Below are 21,244 nucleotides of genomic sequence, written 5' to 3' on the forward strand. Positions count from 1 at the left end.
GCCTCGATTGACCCTCGTTACCTGTCGCTCGGTGTGACTGACAGCACCGCGGCGTCCGTGGACGGCGCGTCCGGCGCCATCGGCGCGACCGCGCTCCGCCCGCGTTGTCTGCCGCCCGTCCGGTGGCCGCGCTCTCAAAGGCGCGCCGCGAGACATCCCTCGACTGTCAGGTTCGATCCCACCGAGCCTGACCGCGCTTGCCGGGCCGCTCGTCCGCTCGATGGTGGGAAGACCGTCCGAACCCGGAGGATGCAGTCAAAACCGATCCTACCGCAGCCCATCTTAACGGGCCGTTCGCTGTCTGTGTCCCTAAGCTAGTGACTGCCGCCCGCGACAACAAGCATTTTTTCGTGATTCCGGCGGGTTATGCCGGTTTCGCGAGGGCGTGTCGTCGCCGTGCGACAGGCGTTGCGGCTCCTCACCTGACCGACAAGGATGGCCGAAGCGTGACGACCCGCGCCTGTCCGGCGAGATCGCGGGCCACCGTCACGTCCGAGAAACCTGCTTTCCGCGCCAGCTCAGTGACCGCCGTCGCTTGATCGTAGCCGATCTCCAGGGCGACCACCCCGTGCGCCGCCAGCAGGCCGGGCCGTTGCGCGATGTTGCCGAGGATCGCCCGGTAGGCGTCGAGCCCGTCCGGCCCGCCGTCGAGGGCGGCCGGCGGGTCGTGTTCGCGCACCTCGGCGTCGAGGGTCGGGATCACGCCCGTCCCGATGTAGGGCGGGTTCGAGACGATCAGGTCGAACGGGCCGGCGAGCGCATCGAGCCAGGAGCCGCGCAGGAAGGCGGCGCGCGAGGCGACGCCGTTCGCCTCGGCGTTTGCCTTGGCGGTCGCCAGCGCGTCCTGCGAGCGGTCGAGGCCGATCCCGAAGGCTTCGGGGCGCTCGTGCAGCAGGGCGACGAGGATGCAGCCCGAGCCGGTGCCGAGATCGATCAGGCGCAGCGGGCGGTGGCGTTCGGGGAAGAGCGGAAGGGCGGCCGCCACCAGGGTCTCGGTGTCGGGTCGCGGCACCAGCGTCTCGGGGGAGAGCCGGAAGGGCAGCCCCCAGAATTCCCAGGCGCCGAGGATGCGCGCCACCGGCTCGCCCGCCAGGCGCCGCGCGGCGGCCTCGCCGAGCGCCTGCGCGCCGGATTCACCGAGGGGGGCTTGACCGTGCAGGATCAGCTCGGACGAGGACAGCCCGAGGGCGTGCTCGGCGAGAAAGCGGGCATCGCCGCGCGGGTTGGCGAGGCCGGCGGCCGCGAAGGCTCGGGTGAGCTGGCGCAGGGCTTCCGCGCGGGGGAGGGTGGGGGCGAGGTCGGGGATCATGAAGAGGGGCGGGACGTTCCCGCTGCATCGCCCTCTCCCCCGCAGAGGGGGAGGGAAGGGGCATCGCTCGTCACGCCATCCCCTCGGCGGCCAGCAGCTCCGCCTGATGCTCGGTCACCAGCGCGTCGATCACCTCGTCGAGCGCCGGGCCGGCCATGACCTCCTCCAGCTTGTAGAGGGTCAGGTTGATGCGGTGGTCGGTGACGCGGCCTTGCGGGAAATTGTAGGTGCGGATGCGCTCCGAGCGGTCGCCCGAGCCGACCTGCGCCTTGCGGTCGGCGGCCCGCGCCGAGTCCTTCGCCGTACGCTCGGCGTCGAACAGTTTTGCCCGCAGCAGCGCCATCGCTCGCGCCCGGTTCTTGTGCTGCGAGCGCTCCTCCTGGACGAACACCACCACGCCCGACGGGATGTGGGTGATGCGGATCGCCGATTCCGTCTTGTTGACGTGCTGGCCGCCCGCGCCCTGTGCCCGCATGGTGTCGATCTTCAGGTCGGCGTCGTTGATCGCGATGTCGACCTCTTCGGCCTCCGGCAGCACCGCGACGGTGGCGGCCGAGGTGTGGATGCGTCCCTGCGTCTCGGTGTCGGGCACGCGCTGGACGCGGTGGGCGCCGCTCTCGAACTTGAGGCGGGAGAACACCGAGCGGCCCTTCACCTCGGCCACGACCTCGCGGAAGCCGCCGACGGTGCCCTCGCTCTCCGAGATCACCTCGACGCGCCAGCCCTTCGACTCGGCGTACTTGGCGTACATGCGAAACAGGTCGCCGGCGAAGAGCGCCGCCTCGTCGCCGCCGGTGCCGGCGCGGATCTCCAAGATGGCGCTCTTCTCGTCCGCCGCGTCCTTGGGCAGCAGGATGAGCTGGAGGGCACGGTGGGCCCGCTCCAGCGCCTCTTCGGCCTCCGGCTTCTCGTCGGCCGCCAGCGCCCGCATCTCGGCATCACCCCCGGGCTCGTCGATCATCGCCCGGATGCCGTCGAGATTGGCCTGCGCCGCCCGGTACTCGCGGATCGCCGCCACCACGCCGTCGAGCTCGGACAGTTCGCGGGAGAGCTGCACGATATGCTCGGGCGAGCCCGCGCCGTCGGCGAGCTGCGCCGTGACGAACTCGTGCCGGGCCAGGATGGCGTCGAGGCGCTCAGAGGGAATGGGTGTCACGGGGTCTTCGATGTCACGTCGCGGGAAGGGGGCTTCCCTACTTCACTGCCGCGCGGAGGGCGAGTGCTCCGAGAGGCGGGCTGCCGCTCTTGCAACGCGCGGCGCGGTTCGGCAACCAGCGGTTCCTCACGAGCCGTTTTCGCCCGACGCCATGCCCAGGCCGCGCCTGATCCGACCCTCGCCCTCATCCTGAGGTGCGCAGCCGAAGGCGGAGCCTCGAAGGAGGGCTCCAGGGATCGCACGCGCGCTGGAGCCCTCCTTCGAGGCCGCTTCGCGGCACCTCAGGATGAGGGGGGTTGGGTTGGATGAGCCCGTCGAACAGGCTCTCACACCGGCACGCCGTGCGTCTTGGCGAACGCCGCGAGCGCCGGGCGCAGCGAGGCCCCATCCGTCACCTTGGTCAGCTCCGCGTCGATCAGAGCGGCGACGGCGCCCGCGTCCGCCGAGAGCACCATCGCCTTGATCGGGCCGATGGCGGCGGGCGACATCGAGAAGTCGCGGAAGCCGAGGCCGATCAGCGCCAGCGCTTCGAGGGGGCGCCCGCCGATCTCGCCGCAGACCGTCACCGGGCAGCCCTGCGCGGCCGCGCGCTGGGCGATCAGGCGGAAGGCCCGCATGGCGGCGCCGCAGAGCGGGTCGAAGCGGTTGGCCACGCGCCGGTTCTCGCGATCGACCGCGAACAGGAACTGCATCAGGTCGTTGGAGCCGACCGACAGGAAATCGGCCTCGCGGGCGATCTCGTCGATCTGGAACAGGAGCGAGGGCACCTCGACCATGGCGCCGAGGCGGCACTCGCTCGGCAGGGTGTAGCCGTGGCGGCGCAGATGCGCCTTCTCGCGCTCGACGATGGCGCGGGCGCGGGTGAACTCCTCCACCGTCGCCACCATCGGGAACATGATCTTGATCGGGCGGCCGGCGGCTGCCTTCAGCAGCGCGCGCAGCTGCACCCGCAGCAGCGCCGGACGGTCGAGGCCGATGCGGATCGCCCGCCAACCGAGTGCCGGGTTCTCTTCTTCGAGCGCCGGCATGTAGGGGAGGATCTTGTCGCCGCCGATGTCGAGGGTGCGGATCGTCACCGGCAGATCGCCGGTGGCGGAAAACACCGCCTCGTAGAGCGCCTGCTGCTCGGCCGCCGAGGGCATCCGCTCGGCCACCATGAACTGAAGCTCGGTGCGGAACAGGCCGACGCCCTCCGCCCCGGTCTCGTGCAGGTGGGTGAGGTCGACCAAGAGCCCGGCATTGAGGTGGAGGCCGATGCGCACGCCGTCGCGGGTGGCGGCGGGCACGTCGCGCAGCGCCCGGTACTGCTCCTGCCGCCGGGCGCGCAGGCGCACCATCTCGGCGTAGGAGGCCTCGATCTCCGGGGTCGGCCGGATCTGCACGTCGCCGGAGAGGCCGTCGACGATGATCGCGTCGCCGGAATCGCACAGGCCGGTGGCGTTGGCGATCTCGCCGACCGCCGGAATGCCGAGCGCGCGGGCCACGATGGCGATGTGACTCGTCGGCCCGCCCTCCTCCAGCACGACGCCGCGCAGCCGCGCCCGGTCGTAGTCGAGGAGTGCGGCCGGCCCCATCGAGCGGGCCACCAGGATCGCGTTCTCGGGCAGGCCGTCGGCGCCGCGCCCCTCCTGGCCGACGAGGCGGCGCAGCAGGCGGTTGGCGAGGTCGTCGAGGTCGTGCAGGCGGTCGCGCAGATAGGGGTCGCTCTGGCGCAGCATCCGGGCGCGGTTGTCCGACTGCACCCGCTCGACCGCGGCCTCGGCCGTCAGGCCCGACTGGACCGCCTCGCGCATCCGGCGCAGCCAACCCTTGTCGTGGGCGAACATCCGCACGGTCTCGAGCACCTCGCGGGATTCGCCCGAACTGAGCCCGTCGCCGCGCTCGACCAACTCGTCGATGGCCGAGCGCACCTCCTCGATCGCCGCGTCCAGCCGCTCGACCTCGCGCTCGACGTTCTCGGCGATGAGCGTCTTCACGACGATGCGCGGCTCGTGCAGCACCACGTGGCCGAGCCCGATGCCGTCGGCGAGCGCGACGCCGCGCTGGCTCACCGGACGGCGCGCCGCGGAGCCGGCGCCGGGCGCCAGCGCCTGCAACTCGCCCGAGGCGATCATCTCCGAGAGCACCATGGCGGTGGTCTGGAGCGCCTCGATCTCCTCCTCGGAATAGACCCGGTAGGTCTTGTTCTGGACGACGAGCACGCCGAGCGTGTTGCCCGCGCGCAGGAGCGGCACGCCGAGGAAGGCGTGGTAGATCTCCTCGCCCGTCTCCGGCCGGTAGGAGAACGAGGGGTGCGATTGCGCGTCCGAGAGCGCCAGCGGCTCGGCCGTCTTGGCGATCAGGCCGACGAGGCCCTCGTCGGCGCGCAGGCGGGTGATGTGGACCGCGTCGCGGTTCAGACCCTCGGTTGCGAACAGTTCGAGGGTGTTGTCATCGCGCACCACGTAGACCGAGCACACCTCGGCGATCACGTTGGCCGCGATCAGGACGACGATCCGGTCGAGGCGCGCCTGCGGAGAGACCGGCTCCGCCATGGCTTCGCGGAGCCGGCGCAGCAGCAGGCGCGGGCCTCCGGGCGCAGCGGGCATCGGGTCGTCAATCCGGGTCGGCTGGCGCCTCGGGCCGAACGGCCCGATGCCCCAGACTCTTGTTTCGCGTCGGCCTGTCCGAGAACCGGCTCCCGTCGTCGGGCCGGTCCGGCGCAACCCTCACGTGCGGGTGCGCCGGCGGGTACGGTCAGGCCTGGTCGAGGCCGTATAGCGAGTGGAGCGTGCGAACGGCAAGCTCCGTGTAGGCCGCGTCGATGAGCACCGAGAACTTGATCTCGGAGGTGGTGATCGCCCGGATGTTGATACCCTTCTCGGCCAGCGCCCGGAAGGCCTTGGCGGCCACGCCCGCATGGGAGCGCATGCCGACGCCGATGGCCGAGACCTTGACCACGTCGGTGGCGCCCTCGATCTGGCCGAACTGGATCGTCTCGCGCTGGGCATCGAGGATCGCGCGGGCGCGTTCGTAGTCGGCCGCCGGGACCGTGAAGGTCATGTCGGTGGTCGATTGGTCGCCGGACACGGTCTGGATGATCATGTCGACGTTGATGTTGGCGTCCGCGAGCGGCCCGAAGATCGCCGCGGCGATGCCGGGGCTGTCCTTGACGGCCCGCAGGGTGATCTGGGCCTCGTCCCGGGCGAAGGCGATGCCGGTGATGGTCTGCTGTTCCACGATCTGATCCTCGTCGCAGATGAGGGTGCCCGGCCGCGCGGCATCGGGGGGATCGAAGGAGGAGCGCACCGTGGTCGGCACGCGGTGGATCATGGCGAGCTCGACCGAGCGCACCTGGAGCACCTTGGCCCCAAGGGAGGCCATCTCCAGCATCTCCTCGAAGGTCACGCGCTCCATGCGCTTGGCCTTCGGCACCACCCGCGGATCGGTGGTGTAGACCCCGTCCACGTCCGTGTAGATGTCGCAGCGCTCCGCGCCGATGGCGGCGGCGATGGCCACCGCCGAGGTGTCCGAGCCGCCGCGCCCCAGCGTCGCGATCCGGCCGGTCTCGGCATGCACGCCCTGGAAGCCGGCGATCACCGCGACCTCGCCGCGTTTGAACCCGGCGTCGAGGTTCTTGGGGTCGATCGCCTCGATCCGGGCCGAGCCGTGGGCGTCGGAAGTGTGGAGCGGGATCTGCCAGCCCTGCCAGGAGCGGGCCGCGATACCCATCTTGGTGAGCGCGATGGCGAGCAGCCCCGAGGTCACCTGCTCGCCCGAGGCCACGACGGCGTCGTACTCGGTCTCGGAATAGAGCGCGTCGGCGTCCTTCACCCAGGCGACCAGCTCGTTGGTCTTGCCCGACATCGCCGAGACCACGACGGCGACCTCGTAGCCGGCCGCGACCTCGCGAGCGACGTGGGCCGCCACGTTGCGGATGCGCTCGACATTGGCGACGGAGGTGCCGCCGAATTTCATCACCAAACGGGGCATGTCGCGTCCGGTCTGCCTCTCGTCGCCTTCAATACCGGCGTGCGCCCCATCGCCTGCGGTCAGGTCGGGCGCGGCTGTACCGGGGATGCGCCCGGCGGGTACAAGGGGCCTCCGGCCGTGTCAATCGGACGGCGGGTCGGTTGAAACGATACGAAAGTGAACCGGATGACGAGCGCCTCGATCGATCGGGACGAAGTGGCGCGCTTCGATGCGCTGGCCGCGCGCTGGTGGGATCCGCGCGGGCCGATGGCGGTGCTGCACAAGTTCAACCCCGTGCGGGTCGGCTACATCCGCGACGAGGTGTGCCGCGTGTTCGGGCGCGATCCGGCCGCACCGTTCCCGCTGGAGGGCCTGAGCGTGGTCGATATCGGCTGCGGCGGCGGCGTGCTGTCCGAGCCTCTGGCCCGGCTCGGCGCCCAAGTGACCGGGCTCGATCCGGCGCGCGCCAACATCGCGGCGGCCCGCGCCCATGCGGAAGGAGAGGGGCTCACCATCGATTACCGCGACGAGACCATCGAGGCGGTGGTGGCGGGCGGCGCCCGCTTCGACGTGGTGCTCGCCATGGAGGTGGTCGAGCACGTCTCCGACCGCGCCGGTTTCTTGCGCGCGACGTGTGAGGCCGTCAGGCCCGGCGGGCTCCTGTTCGCCGCGACCATCAACCGGACGATGCGCTCCTTCGCGCTCGCCATCGTCGGCGCCGAATACGTGCTGCGCTGGCTGCCGCGGGGCACGCACGACTGGGAGAAGTTCGTGACGCCGGCCGAGCTGACCGCCGACATCGAGGCCGGGGGGCTCACCGTCACCGACACGACCGGCGTGGTCTACAACCCGCTCGGGGATTCCTGGCGGGCGAGCCGCGACACGGGGGTGAACTACATGCTGGCCGCGCACCGACGCGCCTGAACGAAGCGGCCCGCCCGCCGTTGACGTGTCCCCAGGCTCATGACGGGACACTTAAAAAATGCTGGAGAAGCTGCCGCAAGCCGTGGGCGAGGCCCTGTCGAATGTCAGGGCCGGCATCGAGAAGGCCGCGTTCCACACGGTCGCGGCACAGGCGCCCGCCACGTTGCGGGTCACGAGCCCGGCCTTCACGGACGGCGCGCCGATCCCGGCCCGCCACACCGCCGATGGCGAGGGCGTCTCGCCCCGGCTCGCCGTTGCGGGCGTGCCGCCGGAGGCCGCGGCCCTGGTGCTGTTCGTGGAAGACCCCGACGCGCCTTCGCTGCACCCGTTCGTCCACCTCATCGCCTGGAACCTGCCGCCGCGGGATCAGGACTTTGCCGAGGGCGCGTTCGCGAGCCCGGCGGGGGAGGGCGCCCGGCACGATCTCGGCCGCAACTCGTTCCTGAAGGATGGCTGGCTTCCCCCGGACCCGCCGACGGGCCACGGCCCGCATCGCTACCTGTTCCAGGCCTTCGCGCTCGCCCGCGCGCCGGACCTCTCGGCTTCGCCGGGTCGCAGCGCACTCCTCGATGCGCTCAACGGCAACGTGATCGCCAAGGGGTGGCTTACGGGGACGTACGAGCGGGCGTGAGCGCTTGCGCGACGGTGGCGGCGATGGGCATGAAAGGAGGGAGTCGGGCGCGTCCCCTCCCCCTTGCGGGGAGGGGTTCGGGGTGGGGGTCGTGCAGAAGGCACCGCAACGCCCTGTCCTGAACCGCCCCTACCTCCGGCTCCTCCCCGCAAGGGAGGAGAGACCCGCGCCCGAGCCGACGAACGGACGGAAGTCGAAGACGATGAAGGCCCTGATGTGCACCCGGCTCGGCGGGCCGGAGGATCTGTCGATCGAGGATGTCGCCGATCCCGTGGCCGGACCCGGCGAGGCGCTGGTGCGGGTGAATGTCGCGGCGCTCAACTTCTTCGATACGCTCATCATCGCCGGCAAGTATCAGGTGAAGCCCGAACTGCCGTTCTCGCCGGGCGGCGAGGCCTGCGGGGTCGTCGAGGCCTTGGGCGAGGGCGTCGAGGAATTCGCCGTCGGCGACCGGGTGATGGTGCATGTCGGCTACGGCACCGCGCGCGCGCGCATCGCCGTCCCGGTGGCACGCCTCGCCCGCGTGCCGGACGGCGTCTCCGACGAGGTCGCGGCGGGGCTGTCGATCACCTACGGCACCACGCTGCACGCGCTGGCCGACCGCGCCCGCATGCAGTCGGGCGAGACGCTGGTGGTGCTCGGCGCCTCGGGTGGGGTCGGGCTCGCGGCGGTGGAACTCGGCAAGCTGCTCGGCGCCCGCGTGATCGCCTGCGCCTCCTCGCCGGAGAAGCTGGAAGTCGCCCGCGCCCACGGGGCCGACGAGCTGATCGATTACCGGGCCGACAACCTGCGCGAGGAACTGCGCCGGCTGGCGCCCGAGGGCGTCGATGTCGTCTACGACGCGGTCGGCGGCGATCTGGCCGAGCCGGCGATGCGGGCGCTCGGCTGGAAGGGCCGCTTCCTCGTGATCGGCTTCGCGGCGGGCGAGATCCCGAAATTCCCCCTCAACGTCATCATGCTCAAGGGCATCGACGTGCAGGGCGTCCACTGGGGCGCCTTCGTCGAGCGCGAGCCGGCGGCGCATCAGCGCAATCAGGCGCAGCTTCTCGCCTGGGCCGCGGAAGGCAGGCTGACCGTGAAGGTGCACGGCGTCTACCCGCTCGAAGCCTACGAGGAGGCGCTCGGCATCCTCAAGCGCCGCGAAGCGAGCGGCAAGGTGATCCTGAAAGTGAGCTGACGCCCCGTCATGGGTGTCCAGAGGGCAAGCCCTCTGGTGGGTCGTCAGGGCAAGGCCCTGACAATCTTGCAGGGTTTCACCCTGCACCCGTCGAAACCCCTGACTTGGCGTCAGCCCTGCCTTGCCAGCGCCGCCGCGATGCGGGCCGCGCCGGGGCCGCTGCCCGCGGGCACGGCGTTGCGGCGGTCGATGGCGGCGCGGCCGCGATGGCTCGCGTGGGTGATCGCGATGGCCAGCGCATCGGCCGCGTCGGCCACCTTGAACTCGGCCTTGGGCAGCAGGAACCGCACCATCGCCTGGATCTGGACCTTCTCGGCATGGCCCGAGCCGGTCACGGTCTTCTTGACGAGGTTGGCGGCGTATTCCGCCACAGGCAGCCCGGCGAGCGCGGGCACCAGCAGGGCCACGGCGCGGGCGTGGCCGAGCTTGAGCGTCGCCTGCGCATCCTTGTTGACGAAGGTCTCCTCCACCGCGACCTCGTCGGGGCGGTGATCCCCGACGACGCGCGTCAGCCCCTCGTGCAACTCGCGCAGGCGCAGCGCCAGCGGCAGCTCGCCGTCGGAGGTCACGACCCCGCAAGCGAGGTAGGACAGCTTGGTCCCCCGCGCGACGACGAGGCCCCAGCCGGTGCGGCGCAGGCCCGGATCGATGCCGAGGATGCGGACGTCGTCGCTCATCGGAAGCTCCCGGCCCTGCGCCGCCGCGGCGCGCGACCCTTGTGCGCACATATCGTGAACGAAGGGTTGCGGCAACGAAGTTGCCGGTTTCTTGGCTGGCCTCAAACGCCGGCGGCCGCGTCCGCGGCCTCAGGCTTCTCGCGCCGCTAGACGCCTCGGCTCACGCCGAGGCCGCTGCGCGGGGCGCTCTTCGCGCCCGGTCATACGGTGCTGCCGCGCGTTTCAGGCGGTGAACGTCCTGCTCTTCACTCCACCGCCTTGAATTCCCCCTCCAACCGCAAGGCCACCTCGTCGCCCAAAACCGGCAGGAAGGCGTTCACGCCGAACTCCGAGCGCTTGATCACCGCCCAGCCGTCGAAACCGACGGTGTAGAGCTTGTCGACCGGGTGGGGTCCGGCCTGGTTGAAGGTGGCGTCGAACGAGACGGGTTTCGCCACGCCGCGCAGCGTCAGGGTGCCGTTGACGCGGGCGGTGGTCGGGCTCGTCGGCTCGACCGAGGAACTGACGAAGGTCGCCTCGGGGAACGCCTCGACGCTGAGGAAATCCGGCGCCTTGAGGTGGGCGTTGAGCTTTTCGTGCAGCGCATTGACGCTTCCCGTGGCGATCTTGACCGAGAGGCGGCTCTGGGCCGGCGCCTTCGGATCGAGGGTCAGCTCGCCCGTCACGTCGGTGAACTGGCCGTAATAGGTCGAGTAGCCGAGATGGCTCAGCGACCACGTGATCTTGCCGTGCGCCGTGTCGAGCCGGTAGCGCCCGGCCTTCACCTGTCCGGGATCCTTGGTGAGCGCGGCAGGAGCCTCCTGCTTGGCGTCCTGCGCCAGGACGGGCACCGAGACGGCGCTCGCGAGGAGGAGGGCGGCGAGGAGCGTGCGCTTCATGCGGTCACCTTGTCGGTTGGGCCGCCCTGACGGATATGGCGTCCGGGCGGGCGCGGCAACGAGGGGCCGGGCGCCGATCCTGACAATTGATCGGTGTCTGCGCATGATCGGCAAACTCAAGGGCCTGGTGGATTCCTACGGCGAGGACTTCGTCATCCTCGACGTGAACGGCGTCGGCTACGTGGTGCACTGCTCCGCCCGCACGCTTCAGCGCCTGCCGCCGCCCGGCGAGGCCACGGATCTGGCCATCGAGACTCATGTGCGCGAGGACATGATCCGCCTCTACGGCTTCCGCTCGGACGCGGAGCGGGAGTGGTTCCGCCTGCTCCAGACCGTGCAGGGGGTTGGCACCCGCGTCGCGCTCGGCGTGCTTTCGGTGCTGGAGCCCGGCGCGCTCGCCTCGGCCATCGCCACCGGCGACAAGGGCGCCATCGCCCGCGCCCCCGGCGTCGGCCCGCGGCTGGCCGCCCGGCTGGTCGCCGAACTCAAGGACAAGGCGCCGGCCTTCGCCCCCATCGATCCGGCGCTCATCGCGCTGACGGGAGCGGTGGAGGACCGCACCGCGCCCCAGCCGGTGGCGGATGCGATCTCGGCGCTGGTCAATCTCGGTTATCCCCAGGTTCAGGCCTCGGCGGCGATCGCCGCCGCGTTGAGGTCCGCGGGGGAGGGGGCGGAGGCGAAGGTCCTGATCCGGCTGGGCCTCAAGGAACTGGCTCGCTAGCCAGCGCCCGCCGATCCTCGCAAAAATTGTTCTGTTCAGAAGCCGTCGTCGAAGGGCGGCGGCTGCAGCCGCTGCCAAGCCGCGGCGATCCGTTCCGGCTTCACGTCGAGGGTCCGCGCGCAGGCGAGCAGCCGCGGCTCGTCGCCCATCACGTGGTCGAGGACGGCGGCGAGGAAACCCGGATCGCGGGCGCTCTCGCGGAGCGTGCCGGGATCGAGGCCGCTCTCGACGACGAAGCGGGTGAGCCGCTCGTCGTCGTCCGCCAGCCATCCCAGCACTTCGACCGCGAGACGTTCGCCTCCGGCATCCGTATGATCAAGTTTGCGTTTCATCAACGAGTAGCAGTTTAAAGAGAGTTCGAGGGCTGTGCCGGATGACGGAGCGCGGTCGGACCGCCTCGGAGCAGGTCATGAAGAAAACCGTTCTCATCGTTGAGGACAACGAGCTCAACATGAAGCTCTTCAACGACCTGCTGGAGGCGCACGGCTACGCGACCCTGAAGACCGCCAACGGCATCGAGGCGATCGAGCTGGCCCGCGCCCACCATCCCGACCTGATCCTCATGGACATCCAGCTGCCCGAGGTGTCGGGGCTGGAGGTGACCAAGTGGCTCAAGGACGACGACGACCTGCGCGACATCCCCGTCATCGCCATCACCGCCTTCGCGATGAAGGGCGACGAGGAGCGCATACGCGAAGGCGGCTGCGAGGCCTACCTCTCGAAGCCGATCTCGGTCGCGAAGTTTTTGGCAACGGTTCGTCGGTACATTGGCGAGGACGGCGCCGCCTGATTCTCCCGAGGTGACCCGGGCGGCTGTCGGCCGCGCAGCGGAGGAACGATGTCGGCCCGCGTCCTGATCGTAGACGATCTCTATCCGAACGTGCGGCTGCTCGAGACGAAGCTGTCGCTCGAATATTTCGACGTCGTGGTCGCGATGAACGGGCCCGACGCCTTGGCGATCTGCGAGCGCGGCGCCTGCGACGTGGTCCTGCTCGACGTGATGATGCCGGGCATGGACGGCTTCGAGGTCTGCCGCCGCCTGAAATCGAACCCCGACACCGCCCACCTGCCGGTGGTGATCGTCACCGCCCTCGACCAGCCCGCCGACCGCCTGCGCGGGTTGGATGCCGGCGCCGACGACTTCCTCACCAAGCCCATCGACGACACCGCCCTGATGACGCGGGTGCGCAGCCTCGTGCGGCTGAAGGCGGTGACCGACGAACTGCGATCCCGCGCGCTCGCCACCCGCGCGCTCGGCGGGATCGATCCGCTGGCGCTCGCCGCCGCCGATACCGGCGAGGGGGCCAACATCCTCCTCGTCGAGGACCGGGCCAGCGCGATCGACCGGATCGGCACGGCCCTCTCGCAGCATCATCGGGTCACGGTGGAGACCGATCCGCACCGGGCCCTGGTGCTGGCGCCCGACGGCGGCTTCGAGGTCGCGCTGGTCAGCCTCGACCTCGAAGGCTTCGACGGCCTGCGCCTGTGCAGCCAGCTCCGCTCGCTCGACCGCACCCGCAACCTCTCGCTTATCATGCTGGGCGAGATGGGCGAGAAGACCCGCATCACCCGCGGGCTCGATTTCGGCGTGAACGACTACCTGCTGCGCCCGATCGACCGCAACGAGCTGGTGGCGCGGGTGCGCACCCAGGTGCGCCGTCGCCGCTTCACCGAGACCCTGCGCGGCGCGCTCCAGGCCTCGATGGAACTCGCCGTCACCGACGACCTCACCGGCCTGCACAACCGGCGCTACCTCGACCGGCAGATCGGCACCGTCTTCGGCGACGCAATGCTGCACCAGAAGGGGCTCGCCTGCCTGCTCCTCGACATCGACCGCTTCAAGCTGATCAACGACACCTGGGGGCACGAGGCCGGCGACGAGGTGCTGCGGGCGTTTGCCGAGCGCATCCGCCAGCAGGTGCGGCCGATGGACATCCTGGCCCGCTACGGCGGCGAGGAGATCGTGATGGTGGTGCCCGGCGTCGACCTGCCGGAGGCGCAGGCCATCGCCGAGCGCGTCCGCGAGCGCGTCGAGGCCGCGCCCTTCGCCGTCCAGCGCGGCACCCGCGACATCCCGGTCACCGTCTCGATCGGCGTCGCCGTGCGCCGCTCGACCGACGCCAGCCCCGCCGACATGCTGGGCCGCGCCGACGCGGCGCTGTATCGGGCGAAGTCCGCCGGACGCAATCGCGTGGAGGCGGCGGCGGCTTGAGGCGCTCGAACGCGCTTTGAAGCGCGAAGGATAAGGCGCCATTCCCCTCTCTCGCCCGCTCTGCGGGCACCCTCTCCCGCAGAGGGGAGAGGGTGATTCGCGCTGTCGATCGACGAACAGGTGTTTTGGCGCGCGGCTCAGCCCGCGCCCGGATCGGTCTCGTCGCCCTGGCCCGGATCGCCGGGCTTGCCGTCGGTCTTCTCGTTCGGGTCCTTGACCGCGTCGGGCGCGGTGTTGGCGGGTTTCTCGCGCTCTCCGCCGTCCTTGTCCGAATCCCTGTCGCGCTCGCTCATCGGCCCATCTCCCTCGTCTGACGTCACGAACGCCGTCTCACGACCGTTTGGCCCGGTCCGGATCGCCCGCGATCGGCTCGCCCTCGCGCGGGCCGGCCGAAGCCTTGCGGTCGGAATGGCCGCCGGAGGAGCCGCCGATGGCGGGCGGCGTACGGCCTTCCTCGGCGCTGTCCGTGCCCTTTGCCCACTCGCCCGTCCGCTCCTCGTCGGAGCGCCCGCCCGAGCCCTGCCCGGTGATCGCCGCCTGCTGCGGCGTCTGATGGCCGCCGCCGGCCGGGCTAGGCCCGCGGGAGCCCACCGCATCCTCCGGCTTGCGGGTGCCGACGTTGCTCAGATCCTCGTCGGGGCGGTTCTCGTTACCCATGACGGCCTCCCTGGCGCGGCGGCTCCTCGCTGCCGATGGCGGCGGTGGCGCGCTCGATCGCCTCTTCGGCCTTGGCGTCCGGCTTGGGGCCGTTCGTCGGATCGGAGATGCGGCGCAGGTTCTCCGGCGGGGTCTCGGCCTCGGTCTGGTCGGTCGCGTCCTGGCCCGGCGTGCCGGAGGCGATGCGCGCGGCTTCCGCCGTCCCGTCCGGGTTGCCCTTGAGCTCGGCCTGGGTCCGCGACGGGATGCCGACATCGAGTGGCGAGGCCGTGCCGAAATCCTGGCCGTTGCGGTCCGCGGTGGCGTCGAAGTCCTTCAGCGACGGCCGGGTGCGGTCGGTGTCGGTCATGGATGATCTCCTCGGATTCGCCGGGACAACCGTCCGGGAACCCGAGGAGTTGCGGCAACTCGGAGAGTTGCCGCGCGGGCCCTGCGACAGGCCCGCGCCGTTGCGCTGGAAAAAAACTAGCCGATGCCCTCGAACAGCACCGACGAGATGTACCGCTCGGCGAAGGAGCAGGCGACGGTGACGATCCGCTTGCCCTGGAATTCCGGCCGCGCGGCCAGTTCCAGCGCCGCCGCGACGTTGCCGCCGGTGGAGATGCCGCCGGGGATGCCCTCGAGCCTGGCCAGCTCGCGGGCGGTGTCGATCGCCTGCTGGTTCGTCACCTGGAGCACGCCGTCGAGCACGTCGGTGTGCAGGTTCTCGGGGATGAAGCCCGCGCCGATGCCCTGGATCTTGTGGGGCCCCGGCTGGCCGCCGGAGATGACGGGCGAATCCACCGGCTCGACCGCGAACACCTTGAGATGCGGCAGGCGGGGCTTGAGCACCTCGCCCACGCCCGTCACCGTGCCGCCGGTGCCGACGCCCGCGACGAAGGCATCGAGTTGGCCGTCGGTGTCGTTCCAGATCTCTTCCGCCGTCGTCTTGCGGTGGATCTCGGGGTTGGCCGGGTTGGCGAATTGCTGCGGCATCACCGCGCCGTCGATCTCGGCAAGCAGTTCCTCCGCACGGCTGATCGCGCCCTTCATACCCTTCGGGCCGGGGGTCAGCTCCAGCTGCGCGCCGAGGAAGGCGAGCATCTTGCGCCGCTCCAGCGACATCGTCTCGGGCATGACGAGGATCAGGCGGTAGCCGCGCGCGGCGGCCACGAAGGCGAGCGCGATGCCGGTGTTGCCCGAGGTCGGCTCGACCAACGTGCCGCCGGGCTTCAGGCGGCCCGAGGCCTCCAGCGCGTCGATCATGTTGACGCCGATGCGGTCCTTCACCGACGCGATCGGGTTGAAGAACTCGAGCTTGAGCAGGATCTCGGCGTCGACGCCGCGCTCCTTGGTGAGCCGGTTGAGGCGCACCAGGGGGGTGTTGCCGATGGTCTCGGTGATCGAGCCGTATACGCGGCCGTGTCCGGCTTTACGCGCGGTGTCTGTCATGGCTGTCCACTCCCTGGGCGGCGAAATCGAGGGAGCCGGGGGACCTCACGGCGCGTCGCTCAAGCACCGATCCGCCCCGGCTCGCCGGGGCAGGGCTGTAGCCGATTTCCCAAGGAGCGTCGAGGTTTACCGGATCTGGACGGGGACTATCCGTCTTCGAGCGAGGGCGGAGAATTCTCTTCTCCCGCCGGCCGTTGCGACGACAACAATGTCATCCGGCCGATCCGGGAAAAGGCCGGTCTCAGGCTGGCCCGAGGGCGGCGGCGAGCACCAGGAGGGCGATGGCCGCGCTGGTGGCCCAGGCGGCGAGCAGGGCGGCGCCCTCGTGATGGGCGCGCATGAAGTCGTAGCGCGGCAACGCGACCGTGTGCGGCACCACCTTCGGCACCACCCTGGGTCTCTGGCGCTGGTGAACCCGGCCGATCCGCATCCCGTCCTCCGCTGGAGACCGGCCGCGCGAGGGGCGCGACCGGTTGCGGGTTCAGGAAACGGCCGGGACGACTGACGAGGAATGAATCCGCGGAGGCGACCGCGGATCGTCGTCAACGGCGCGTTAAGCCGGTGCGCTCAAAGGGTGCGATCGAAGCGCAGCTCGCCGTTCTGGGTGCGGATCACGAGCTGCGAGCCGACCAGATCCCAGGCGCCGGAGGTGCGCAGCGCGATCAGGAAGGCCTGCTCGGTGGCGGCCAGACCCTTGTCGCAGCTCTTCTTGGTGATCGCGAGGGGGCCGACCGCGAGGTGCTGCTCGCGCAGGGGGAAGGCGGTCGCCGTGAAGGTGTTGCAGCCGCCGTAGCCACGGGCGCGGTACTGGCTGTCGATGATGAAGGTCGGGCGGTCGTTGCCGTTGAACGGCTTGCCGTTGAGGCTGACGGCGGTCCAGGTGGCGCCGAGCGGGAACATCTTCTCCTGGGCCTTGGCCCCGGGGACGTATTGCGGCTTCTTCTCCTGGGTCCGCCCGCCCTGGCCGAAGCCGGTGATCTGGTTGGTTCCCTGCGCCAGGGTCGGCCCGGCAGCCAGCGCGGCGACGGCGACCACGCCGGCCAGCGCGGCGGTCAGCTTCCTGTTCATGTCCTAAAACCCCCTCTCGCTCGGCGGCCTCGCCCGTCCCGTGCGGACTGTTTCGCACGCATCAGCGCAAGCCTCGGCCGGATCGCTGCACGGGACGACTCGCGCATCCGGCGGCGGCGGAACGGGGAATCGTCAGAGATTCAAGCACAATTATGGTCGCGGGCCCCGTCCCCGCCGCCCTCCACCGGTGCCGGCGTCTCAAGGCGGTGCGCCGGGACGGTCCGGAGCCTCGATCGGGCCTTCTCGCGGGCCTTCTCGCGGGCCTTCTCGCGGGCTTTCTCGCCGGCTTTCTCGCGGGCGGGCCGAAACGATCGGCCCGCCCGATCGGTTGTTCAAGTGGCCCGAGCCCGCGCGGCGCGGGCGATGGACCGACGGCAACGGGAGAGCGGCTTGACGGGATCGGACGAAGCGGGCGCGAAGGGGTATGGCGGCGGCGACCTCAACACGATCGGGCCGGGCCAGTCGCGGGCGGCGCGCGGCCTGCTCGGCTGGAGCGCGGCGGACCTCGCCCGCGCCTCCGGCCTCGACGAGGGTTTCGTGACCGGCTTCGAGGCCGGCACCGGCGATCCGGCCTCGGGCCAGGTCGAGGCCCTGCGCAGCGCGCTGATGCGGGAGGGCGTGGTCTTCACGGAGGGCGACGGCGTGCGCCTCTCCGGCCGCCAGAAGGGTGGTGACGAGGGCACCCGGCTCGGCGACCTGACGACGGAAAACGATCGCTGATACCAAGTTGCACGGACCATGACCGATGGTCCTGTTCCGTACGTCCGGCGGACGGCCGCCGCCGCGCAGGCGCGCGGGCAAGCGGCGATGAGTCATGATCATCGCCGATTGGTATGAGAGGGCTTCAGGCGGTGGCGAGGGCCTTCAGATCGAAGGCTGGATCCGCCGCCTGCTCCGGGGTGAGCGAGCGGCCCGCGGCGATGATCCGGCGGGCCGCCATGTGATCGGCCGGGCGGTCGACCGATTCGACCGCGCTCAGGCGCCCGTCGCGGAACCGGAACACGGAAAAACCCCCGCCGGCCCGCCGCAGCACGCTCGCATCGTCCGGGCCGCCGAGCCCGGCGATCTGCAGCTTGCGCGGGCCCTGGTCGCTCCAGAACCACGGCACGGCGTCGTAGGCGGCCGGGCGCCCGGTGAGCCGCGCGGCGAGGCAACGGCCCTGATCGACCGCGTTCTGCACCGATTCGATCCGCACCCGGTCGCCGCCGGGGAGCCCCGCGGCGAATCGGGTCGGGAAGCGGGCGCAGTCGCCGATGGCCGAGATCGCCGGATCGATGGTCGCCAGGAAGGGATCGACCTCGATGCCGTCGCGCACCGGCAGGCCGGCCTCCGCGGCGAGTTCCTGGTTCGGCACCACGCCGATGCCGACGAGGACGAGATCGGCCGGCAGGTTTTCGCCGTCGGCAAGCGTGACGGAGGCGACGCGGCCGTCCGCGCCCTCGATCGCGCTCACGCCGGCCCCGAACCGGATCGTGACGCCCGCCGCCTCGTGGAAGTCGCGAAACGCCGCCGAGGTCTCGGGCGCGACGGCCCGCGCCATGACGCGGGGCGTCGCCTCGATCACCGTGACCGACAGGCCGCGGGCAGCGCAGACCGCGGCGAATTCGAGCCCGATGAAGCCCGCCCCGACCACGACGATGGTGTGCGCCCGCTCCAGCGCGCCTTTCAGCGCGTCGGCCTCGTCGAGCGATCGCAGGCCGTGGACGCCGGACAGCTCCGCGCCGGGCACCGGCAGCGCCCGGTTGCGGGTGCCGGTGGCGAGGATCAGGTGGTCGTAGGCGAGGCTCGCGCCGTCTTCCAGCCGAACCCGGCTCGTCCCCCGGTCGATGCGCGTGGCGCGGGCACGGCGATGGGTGATGGCGTACTCGGCGAAGAACGATTCGGGCCGCAGCAGCAGGCCGCGGGCATCGGTCTTGCCGGCGAGATAGGCCTTGGACAGGGGCGGGCGCTGGTAGGGCGGCTGCGCCTCCTCGCCGATCAGGGTGAGGGGGCCGGCAAAGCCCGCCTCCCGCAGCGAGGCGGCGGCCTGGAAGCCCGCCTGGCCCGCCCCGACGACGAGGATGCCGTTCCCTCGTCCGCTCACTCGCCCGCCTCCGCGGCGAGGTCGGCGGCGGCATCCGGGTCGGCGGCGAGCCGCGGCGCCATCTCGGCGGCCATGCCGGCGAGCGCTTCTTCCGGCAGCCGCGGCAGGAAGCGGCGTCCCTCGGTGGCGAGATAGTCCCAGAAGGCGTCGGCGGCGGGGCCCAAAACCTTGTCGGAGCGGCGCACCACGTACCAGTCGCGCCGGATCGGCAGGCCCTGCACGTCGAGCAGAGCGAGGCGCCCGCCCTCCACCTCGGAGGCGACCGTGTGGCCCGACAGGAGCGCGATACCGAGGCCCGCCATCACCGCCTGCTTCAGCGTCTCGTTCGAGCCGGCATCGATCCCGAGCTTGGCCCGGCGGATCATCACGCCGTTCATGAACTCCTCGAACACCGAGCGCGTGCCCGAGCCCTCCTCGCGCACGAGGAAGGATTCCGCCGCCAGATCCGAGCGGCTCAAGCCCCGCTTCCCGGCCAGCGGATGGTCGGGGGCGGCGATCACCACGAGGGGATGGGGCCCGAAGGTCTCCGCCTCGATGGCGAAGTCCCGCGGCGGGCGGCCCATGATCGCGAAATCGATGTCGTAGTTGCGCAGCGCGTCGATCGTGCCCTGGCGGTTGCCGACGGTGAGCGCGATCTCGACCTTCGGGTGGCTCTCCATGAAGCCCGCGATGACCGCCGGGGCGAAATACTTGGCGGTGGACACCACGCCGAGCGCCACGCGGCCGCCGCCGCCCCCTTTCAAGGTGCGAAGCCTGTCGGTACAGGTCTCCAGCACGGTGTTGATGCTGTTGATCGCCCACAGCATCTCGCGGCCGGCATCCGTCGGCTTGAGGCCGGTGGGCGTGCGGTCGAACAGCAGCAGCCCCGCCTCCTCCTCCAACTGGCGGATGCGGGCGTAGAGCGCCGCGGAGGTGACGTTGAGCTCCTGCGCCGCCCGCGTCATGGTGCCGAGCCGCGCCACCGCGGCGACCGCCTGGAGCTGCTTGAGCGAGAGGTTGCGCATGATTCGCTTTTAGTTTTTTTGCGCGGTACCACAAGTTTTTTCAAAAACCTTCCCCGACTGCTTCGCGCCCGCTGGCGCAGGCGCCACGGCACGGGGTATCATCGAGGCGAAAAATCCGCCGGGACGGCGGTGACGGGAGCGAGCGCGACAAGCCGATGACGAAGCCGACCGGGTCCTCCCTCGACGCGCATCTCGACGCCGAGGTCGCGCGCGACGCGACGCTCGCCGATACCGCCGCGACGATCCGCGCGCTCGCCGCCGCCGCCATCGACGTGAGCGCCACCTGTGCCCTCGGGGCGCTCGCGGGCGACCTCGGCGCGCAGGGCGAGCACAACAGCGACGGCGACGTGCAGAAGGCGCTCGACGTCATCGCTCACAAGCGCTTCATGCAGGCGCTCGAACAAGCCCCCGTCGCCGAGGTCGCCTCCGAGGAGGCCGAGGACGTCGTGGTGCTGAACCCCGACGCGCCGCTGGCGGTGGCGATCGACCCGCTCGACGGCTCGTCGAACATCGCGGTCGGCATGGTGGTCGGCACCATCTTCGGCATCCGCCCGAAGGTCGTCGCGGAGGGCGATCCCAACGCCTCGTTCAAGACGCCGGGCACCACCCAGACGGCCGCCGGCTCCGTCGTCTACGGCCCGGCCACCACCTTCGTGCTGACGCTCGGCAACGGCACCCGCATCTTCACCCTGGACCGCGCGGAGGGTGTGTTCCTGCTCACCCACGACGCCCTCAAGGTCGTGCCCTCGGCCAACGAATACGCCATCAACGCCTCGAACGCCCGCCACTGGGACGGCCCGATCAAGGCCTTCATCGAGGATTGCCAGCGCGGCACGGACGGCCCGCGCGACCGCGACTTCAACATGCGCTGGACCGCGGCGCTGGTGGCCGACGCGCAGCGCGTGCTGATCCGCGGCGGGGTGTTCCTGTATCCGGGCGACGGCCGCAAGGGCTACGGCCAGGGCCGCCTGCGCCTGCTCTACGAGACCGCGCCGATCGCCTTCCTGATGGAGCAGGCGGGCGCGGCCGCCACCGACGGGCGCACCCGCGTCCTCGACCTCGTGGCGACGAAGATCCACGAGCGCTCGCCGCTGGTGTTCGGCTCGACCGAGGAGGTGGCCGCCGTCGCCGCCTACTACGAAGGGCGCCAGCCCGCGGCCGGGCGCTCGCCCCTGTTCGGCCAGCGCGGCCTGATGCGCAGCTGAACCGATCGATGACGATCATCCATCATCGATCGCCCCCGCGCAAAGGAACAGACCTTGGGGGCGGCTTTCGTCCGCCGGACGCACGCAACAGGACCATCGGTCCTGTTGCGTGCGGCTAACGTAAGACCCTTTCGGCGCGTCATCCCATCAGTTTCGAAGC

The 21,244-nt window shown here is 70.9% G+C and carries 23 protein-coding genes; 8 read left to right on the forward strand and 15 right to left on the reverse strand.

The window, feature by feature from the left end:
• Positions 1 to 418 precede the first annotated feature (418 nt).
• The 4 genes from prmC to HNR00_RS04270 all read right to left on the reverse strand — a co-directional run bounded on the left by prmC (position 419) and on the right by HNR00_RS04270 (position 6,437).
• Positions 419 to 1,309: a peptide chain release factor N(5)-glutamine methyltransferase gene (gene prmC, locus HNR00_RS04255; RefSeq protein ID WP_183565374.1), complete on the reverse strand. Its 891-nt coding sequence runs from the start codon at positions 1,307 to 1,309 to the stop codon at positions 419 to 421.
• Between the two features lie 70 nt (positions 1,310 to 1,379).
• A complete protein-coding gene (prfA, locus tag HNR00_RS04260) occupies positions 1,380 to 2,465 on the reverse strand; it encodes a peptide chain release factor 1 (RefSeq protein WP_183565377.1) in 1,086 nt (361 codons plus the stop codon).
• Between the two features lie 326 nt (positions 2,466 to 2,791).
• Complete coding sequence (ptsP, locus tag HNR00_RS04265) at positions 2,792 to 5,053, reverse strand: phosphoenolpyruvate--protein phosphotransferase (protein ID WP_183565380.1); 2,262 nt, start codon at positions 5,051 to 5,053, stop codon at positions 2,792 to 2,794.
• A gap of 148 nt (positions 5,054 to 5,201) precedes the next feature.
• Positions 5,202 to 6,437 (reverse strand): aspartate kinase, encoded by a 1,236-nt coding sequence (locus HNR00_RS04270; protein WP_183565383.1) that lies wholly within the window; start codon positions 6,435 to 6,437, stop codon positions 5,202 to 5,204.
• A gap of 165 nt (positions 6,438 to 6,602) precedes the next feature.
• Here HNR00_RS04270 and ubiG point away from each other — a divergent pair, with 165 nt between their 5' ends.
• The 3 genes from ubiG (at position 6,603) to HNR00_RS04285 (ending at position 9,148) form a co-directional block, all read left to right on the forward strand.
• Positions 6,603 to 7,340, forward strand: a complete 738-nt coding sequence (ubiG, locus tag HNR00_RS04275; RefSeq protein WP_183565500.1) for a bifunctional 2-polyprenyl-6-hydroxyphenol methylase/3-demethylubiquinol 3-O-methyltransferase UbiG — start codon at positions 6,603 to 6,605, stop codon at positions 7,338 to 7,340.
• Positions 7,341 to 7,398: 58 nt separating this feature from the next.
• Positions 7,399 to 7,971 (forward strand): YbhB/YbcL family Raf kinase inhibitor-like protein, encoded by a 573-nt coding sequence (locus tag HNR00_RS04280; protein ID WP_183565386.1) that lies wholly within the window; start codon positions 7,399 to 7,401, stop codon positions 7,969 to 7,971.
• Between the two features lie 202 nt (positions 7,972 to 8,173).
• On the forward strand, positions 8,174 to 9,148 hold the full coding sequence (locus tag HNR00_RS04285; protein ID WP_183565389.1) for an NADPH:quinone oxidoreductase family protein: 975 nt from the start codon (positions 8,174 to 8,176) through the stop codon (positions 9,146 to 9,148).
• A 110-nt stretch (positions 9,149 to 9,258) separates the two neighbouring features.
• On the opposite strand, the gene ruvC is transcribed toward HNR00_RS04285, so the two are convergent.
• Both ruvC and HNR00_RS04295 read right to left on the reverse strand, forming a co-directional pair.
• On the reverse strand, positions 9,259 to 9,825 hold the full coding sequence (ruvC, locus tag HNR00_RS04290) for a crossover junction endodeoxyribonuclease RuvC (RefSeq protein WP_183565391.1): 567 nt from the start codon (positions 9,823 to 9,825) through the stop codon (positions 9,259 to 9,261).
• 245 nt (positions 9,826 to 10,070) lie between these two features.
• Complete coding sequence (locus tag HNR00_RS04295; RefSeq protein WP_183565394.1) at positions 10,071 to 10,703, reverse strand: YceI family protein; 633 nt, start codon at positions 10,701 to 10,703, stop codon at positions 10,071 to 10,073.
• A 103-nt stretch (positions 10,704 to 10,806) separates the two neighbouring features.
• On the opposite strand from HNR00_RS04295, the gene ruvA reads away from it, so the two are divergent.
• Positions 10,807 to 11,424 carry a Holliday junction branch migration protein RuvA gene (gene ruvA, locus HNR00_RS04300; RefSeq protein WP_183565397.1) on the forward strand — a complete coding sequence of 206 codons (618 nt, stop codon included), beginning with the start codon at positions 10,807 to 10,809 and terminating at the stop codon, positions 11,422 to 11,424.
• A 35-nt stretch (positions 11,425 to 11,459) separates the two neighbouring features.
• Here ruvA and HNR00_RS04305 read toward each other — a convergent pair whose 3' ends face one another.
• A complete protein-coding gene (locus HNR00_RS04305) occupies positions 11,460 to 11,756 on the reverse strand; it encodes a DUF3572 domain-containing protein (protein ID WP_183565400.1) in 297 nt (98 codons plus the stop codon).
• Between the two features lie 77 nt (positions 11,757 to 11,833).
• Here HNR00_RS04305 and HNR00_RS04310 point away from each other — a divergent pair, with 77 nt between their 5' ends.
• Positions 11,834 to 12,214 (forward strand): response regulator, encoded by a 381-nt coding sequence (locus HNR00_RS04310; RefSeq protein ID WP_056248867.1) that lies wholly within the window; start codon positions 11,834 to 11,836, stop codon positions 12,212 to 12,214.
• 48 nt (positions 12,215 to 12,262) lie between these two features.
• Positions 12,263 to 13,636 (forward strand): PleD family two-component system response regulator, encoded by a 1,374-nt coding sequence (locus HNR00_RS04315; protein ID WP_183565403.1) that lies wholly within the window; start codon positions 12,263 to 12,265, stop codon positions 13,634 to 13,636.
• Between the two features lie 137 nt (positions 13,637 to 13,773).
• Here HNR00_RS04315 and HNR00_RS04320 read toward each other — a convergent pair whose 3' ends face one another.
• The 6 genes from HNR00_RS04320 to HNR00_RS04345 all read right to left on the reverse strand — a co-directional run bounded on the left by HNR00_RS04320 (position 13,774) and on the right by HNR00_RS04345 (position 16,792).
• The gene (locus HNR00_RS04320) at positions 13,774 to 13,929 is read right to left on the reverse strand and encodes a hypothetical protein (RefSeq protein WP_183565406.1); all 156 of its coding nucleotides are present in this window, start codon (positions 13,927 to 13,929) and stop codon (positions 13,774 to 13,776) included.
• A gap of 37 nt (positions 13,930 to 13,966) precedes the next feature.
• On the reverse strand, positions 13,967 to 14,293 hold the full coding sequence (locus HNR00_RS04325) for a hypothetical protein (protein ID WP_183565409.1): 327 nt from the start codon (positions 14,291 to 14,293) through the stop codon (positions 13,967 to 13,969).
• Positions 14,286 to 14,642, reverse strand: a complete 357-nt coding sequence (locus tag HNR00_RS04330; RefSeq protein WP_183565412.1) for a hypothetical protein — start codon at positions 14,640 to 14,642, stop codon at positions 14,286 to 14,288. The genes HNR00_RS04325 and HNR00_RS04330 overlap by 8 nt, the downstream gene beginning before the upstream one ends.
• A gap of 116 nt (positions 14,643 to 14,758) precedes the next feature.
• Positions 14,759 to 15,724 (reverse strand): cysteine synthase A, encoded by a 966-nt coding sequence (gene cysK, locus HNR00_RS04335; protein ID WP_183565415.1) that lies wholly within the window; start codon positions 15,722 to 15,724, stop codon positions 14,759 to 14,761.
• A 241-nt stretch (positions 15,725 to 15,965) separates the two neighbouring features.
• Positions 15,966 to 16,154: a hypothetical protein gene (locus tag HNR00_RS04340; protein ID WP_183565418.1), complete on the reverse strand. Its 189-nt coding sequence runs from the start codon at positions 16,152 to 16,154 to the stop codon at positions 15,966 to 15,968.
• Positions 16,155 to 16,291: 137 nt separating this feature from the next.
• Positions 16,292 to 16,792, reverse strand: a complete 501-nt coding sequence (locus HNR00_RS04345; protein WP_183565421.1) for an META domain-containing protein — start codon at positions 16,790 to 16,792, stop codon at positions 16,292 to 16,294.
• Positions 16,793 to 17,182: 390 nt separating this feature from the next.
• On the opposite strand from HNR00_RS04345, the gene HNR00_RS04350 reads away from it, so the two are divergent.
• Positions 17,183 to 17,512 (forward strand): helix-turn-helix domain-containing protein, encoded by a 330-nt coding sequence (locus HNR00_RS04350; protein WP_246390246.1) that lies wholly within the window; start codon positions 17,183 to 17,185, stop codon positions 17,510 to 17,512.
• Positions 17,513 to 17,636: 124 nt separating this feature from the next.
• Here HNR00_RS04350 and HNR00_RS04355 read toward each other — a convergent pair whose 3' ends face one another.
• Both HNR00_RS04355 and HNR00_RS04360 read right to left on the reverse strand, forming a co-directional pair.
• Complete coding sequence (locus tag HNR00_RS04355; protein ID WP_183565424.1) at positions 17,637 to 18,875, reverse strand: NAD(P)/FAD-dependent oxidoreductase; 1,239 nt, start codon at positions 18,873 to 18,875, stop codon at positions 17,637 to 17,639.
• Positions 18,872 to 19,879 (reverse strand): LysR family transcriptional regulator, encoded by a 1,008-nt coding sequence (locus tag HNR00_RS04360; RefSeq protein ID WP_246390249.1) that lies wholly within the window; start codon positions 19,877 to 19,879, stop codon positions 18,872 to 18,874. The genes HNR00_RS04355 and HNR00_RS04360 overlap by 4 nt, the downstream gene beginning before the upstream one ends.
• Before the next feature lie 155 nt (positions 19,880 to 20,034).
• Here HNR00_RS04360 and HNR00_RS04365 point away from each other — a divergent pair, with 155 nt between their 5' ends.
• On the forward strand, positions 20,035 to 21,084 hold the full coding sequence (locus HNR00_RS04365; protein ID WP_183565428.1) for a class 1 fructose-bisphosphatase: 1,050 nt from the start codon (positions 20,035 to 20,037) through the stop codon (positions 21,082 to 21,084).
• Positions 21,085 to 21,244 lie beyond the last annotated feature (160 nt).

Source organism: Methylorubrum rhodinum (genome assembly GCF_014199935.1).
GTDB lineage: Bacteria > Pseudomonadota > Alphaproteobacteria > Rhizobiales > Beijerinckiaceae > Methylobacterium > Methylobacterium rhodinum.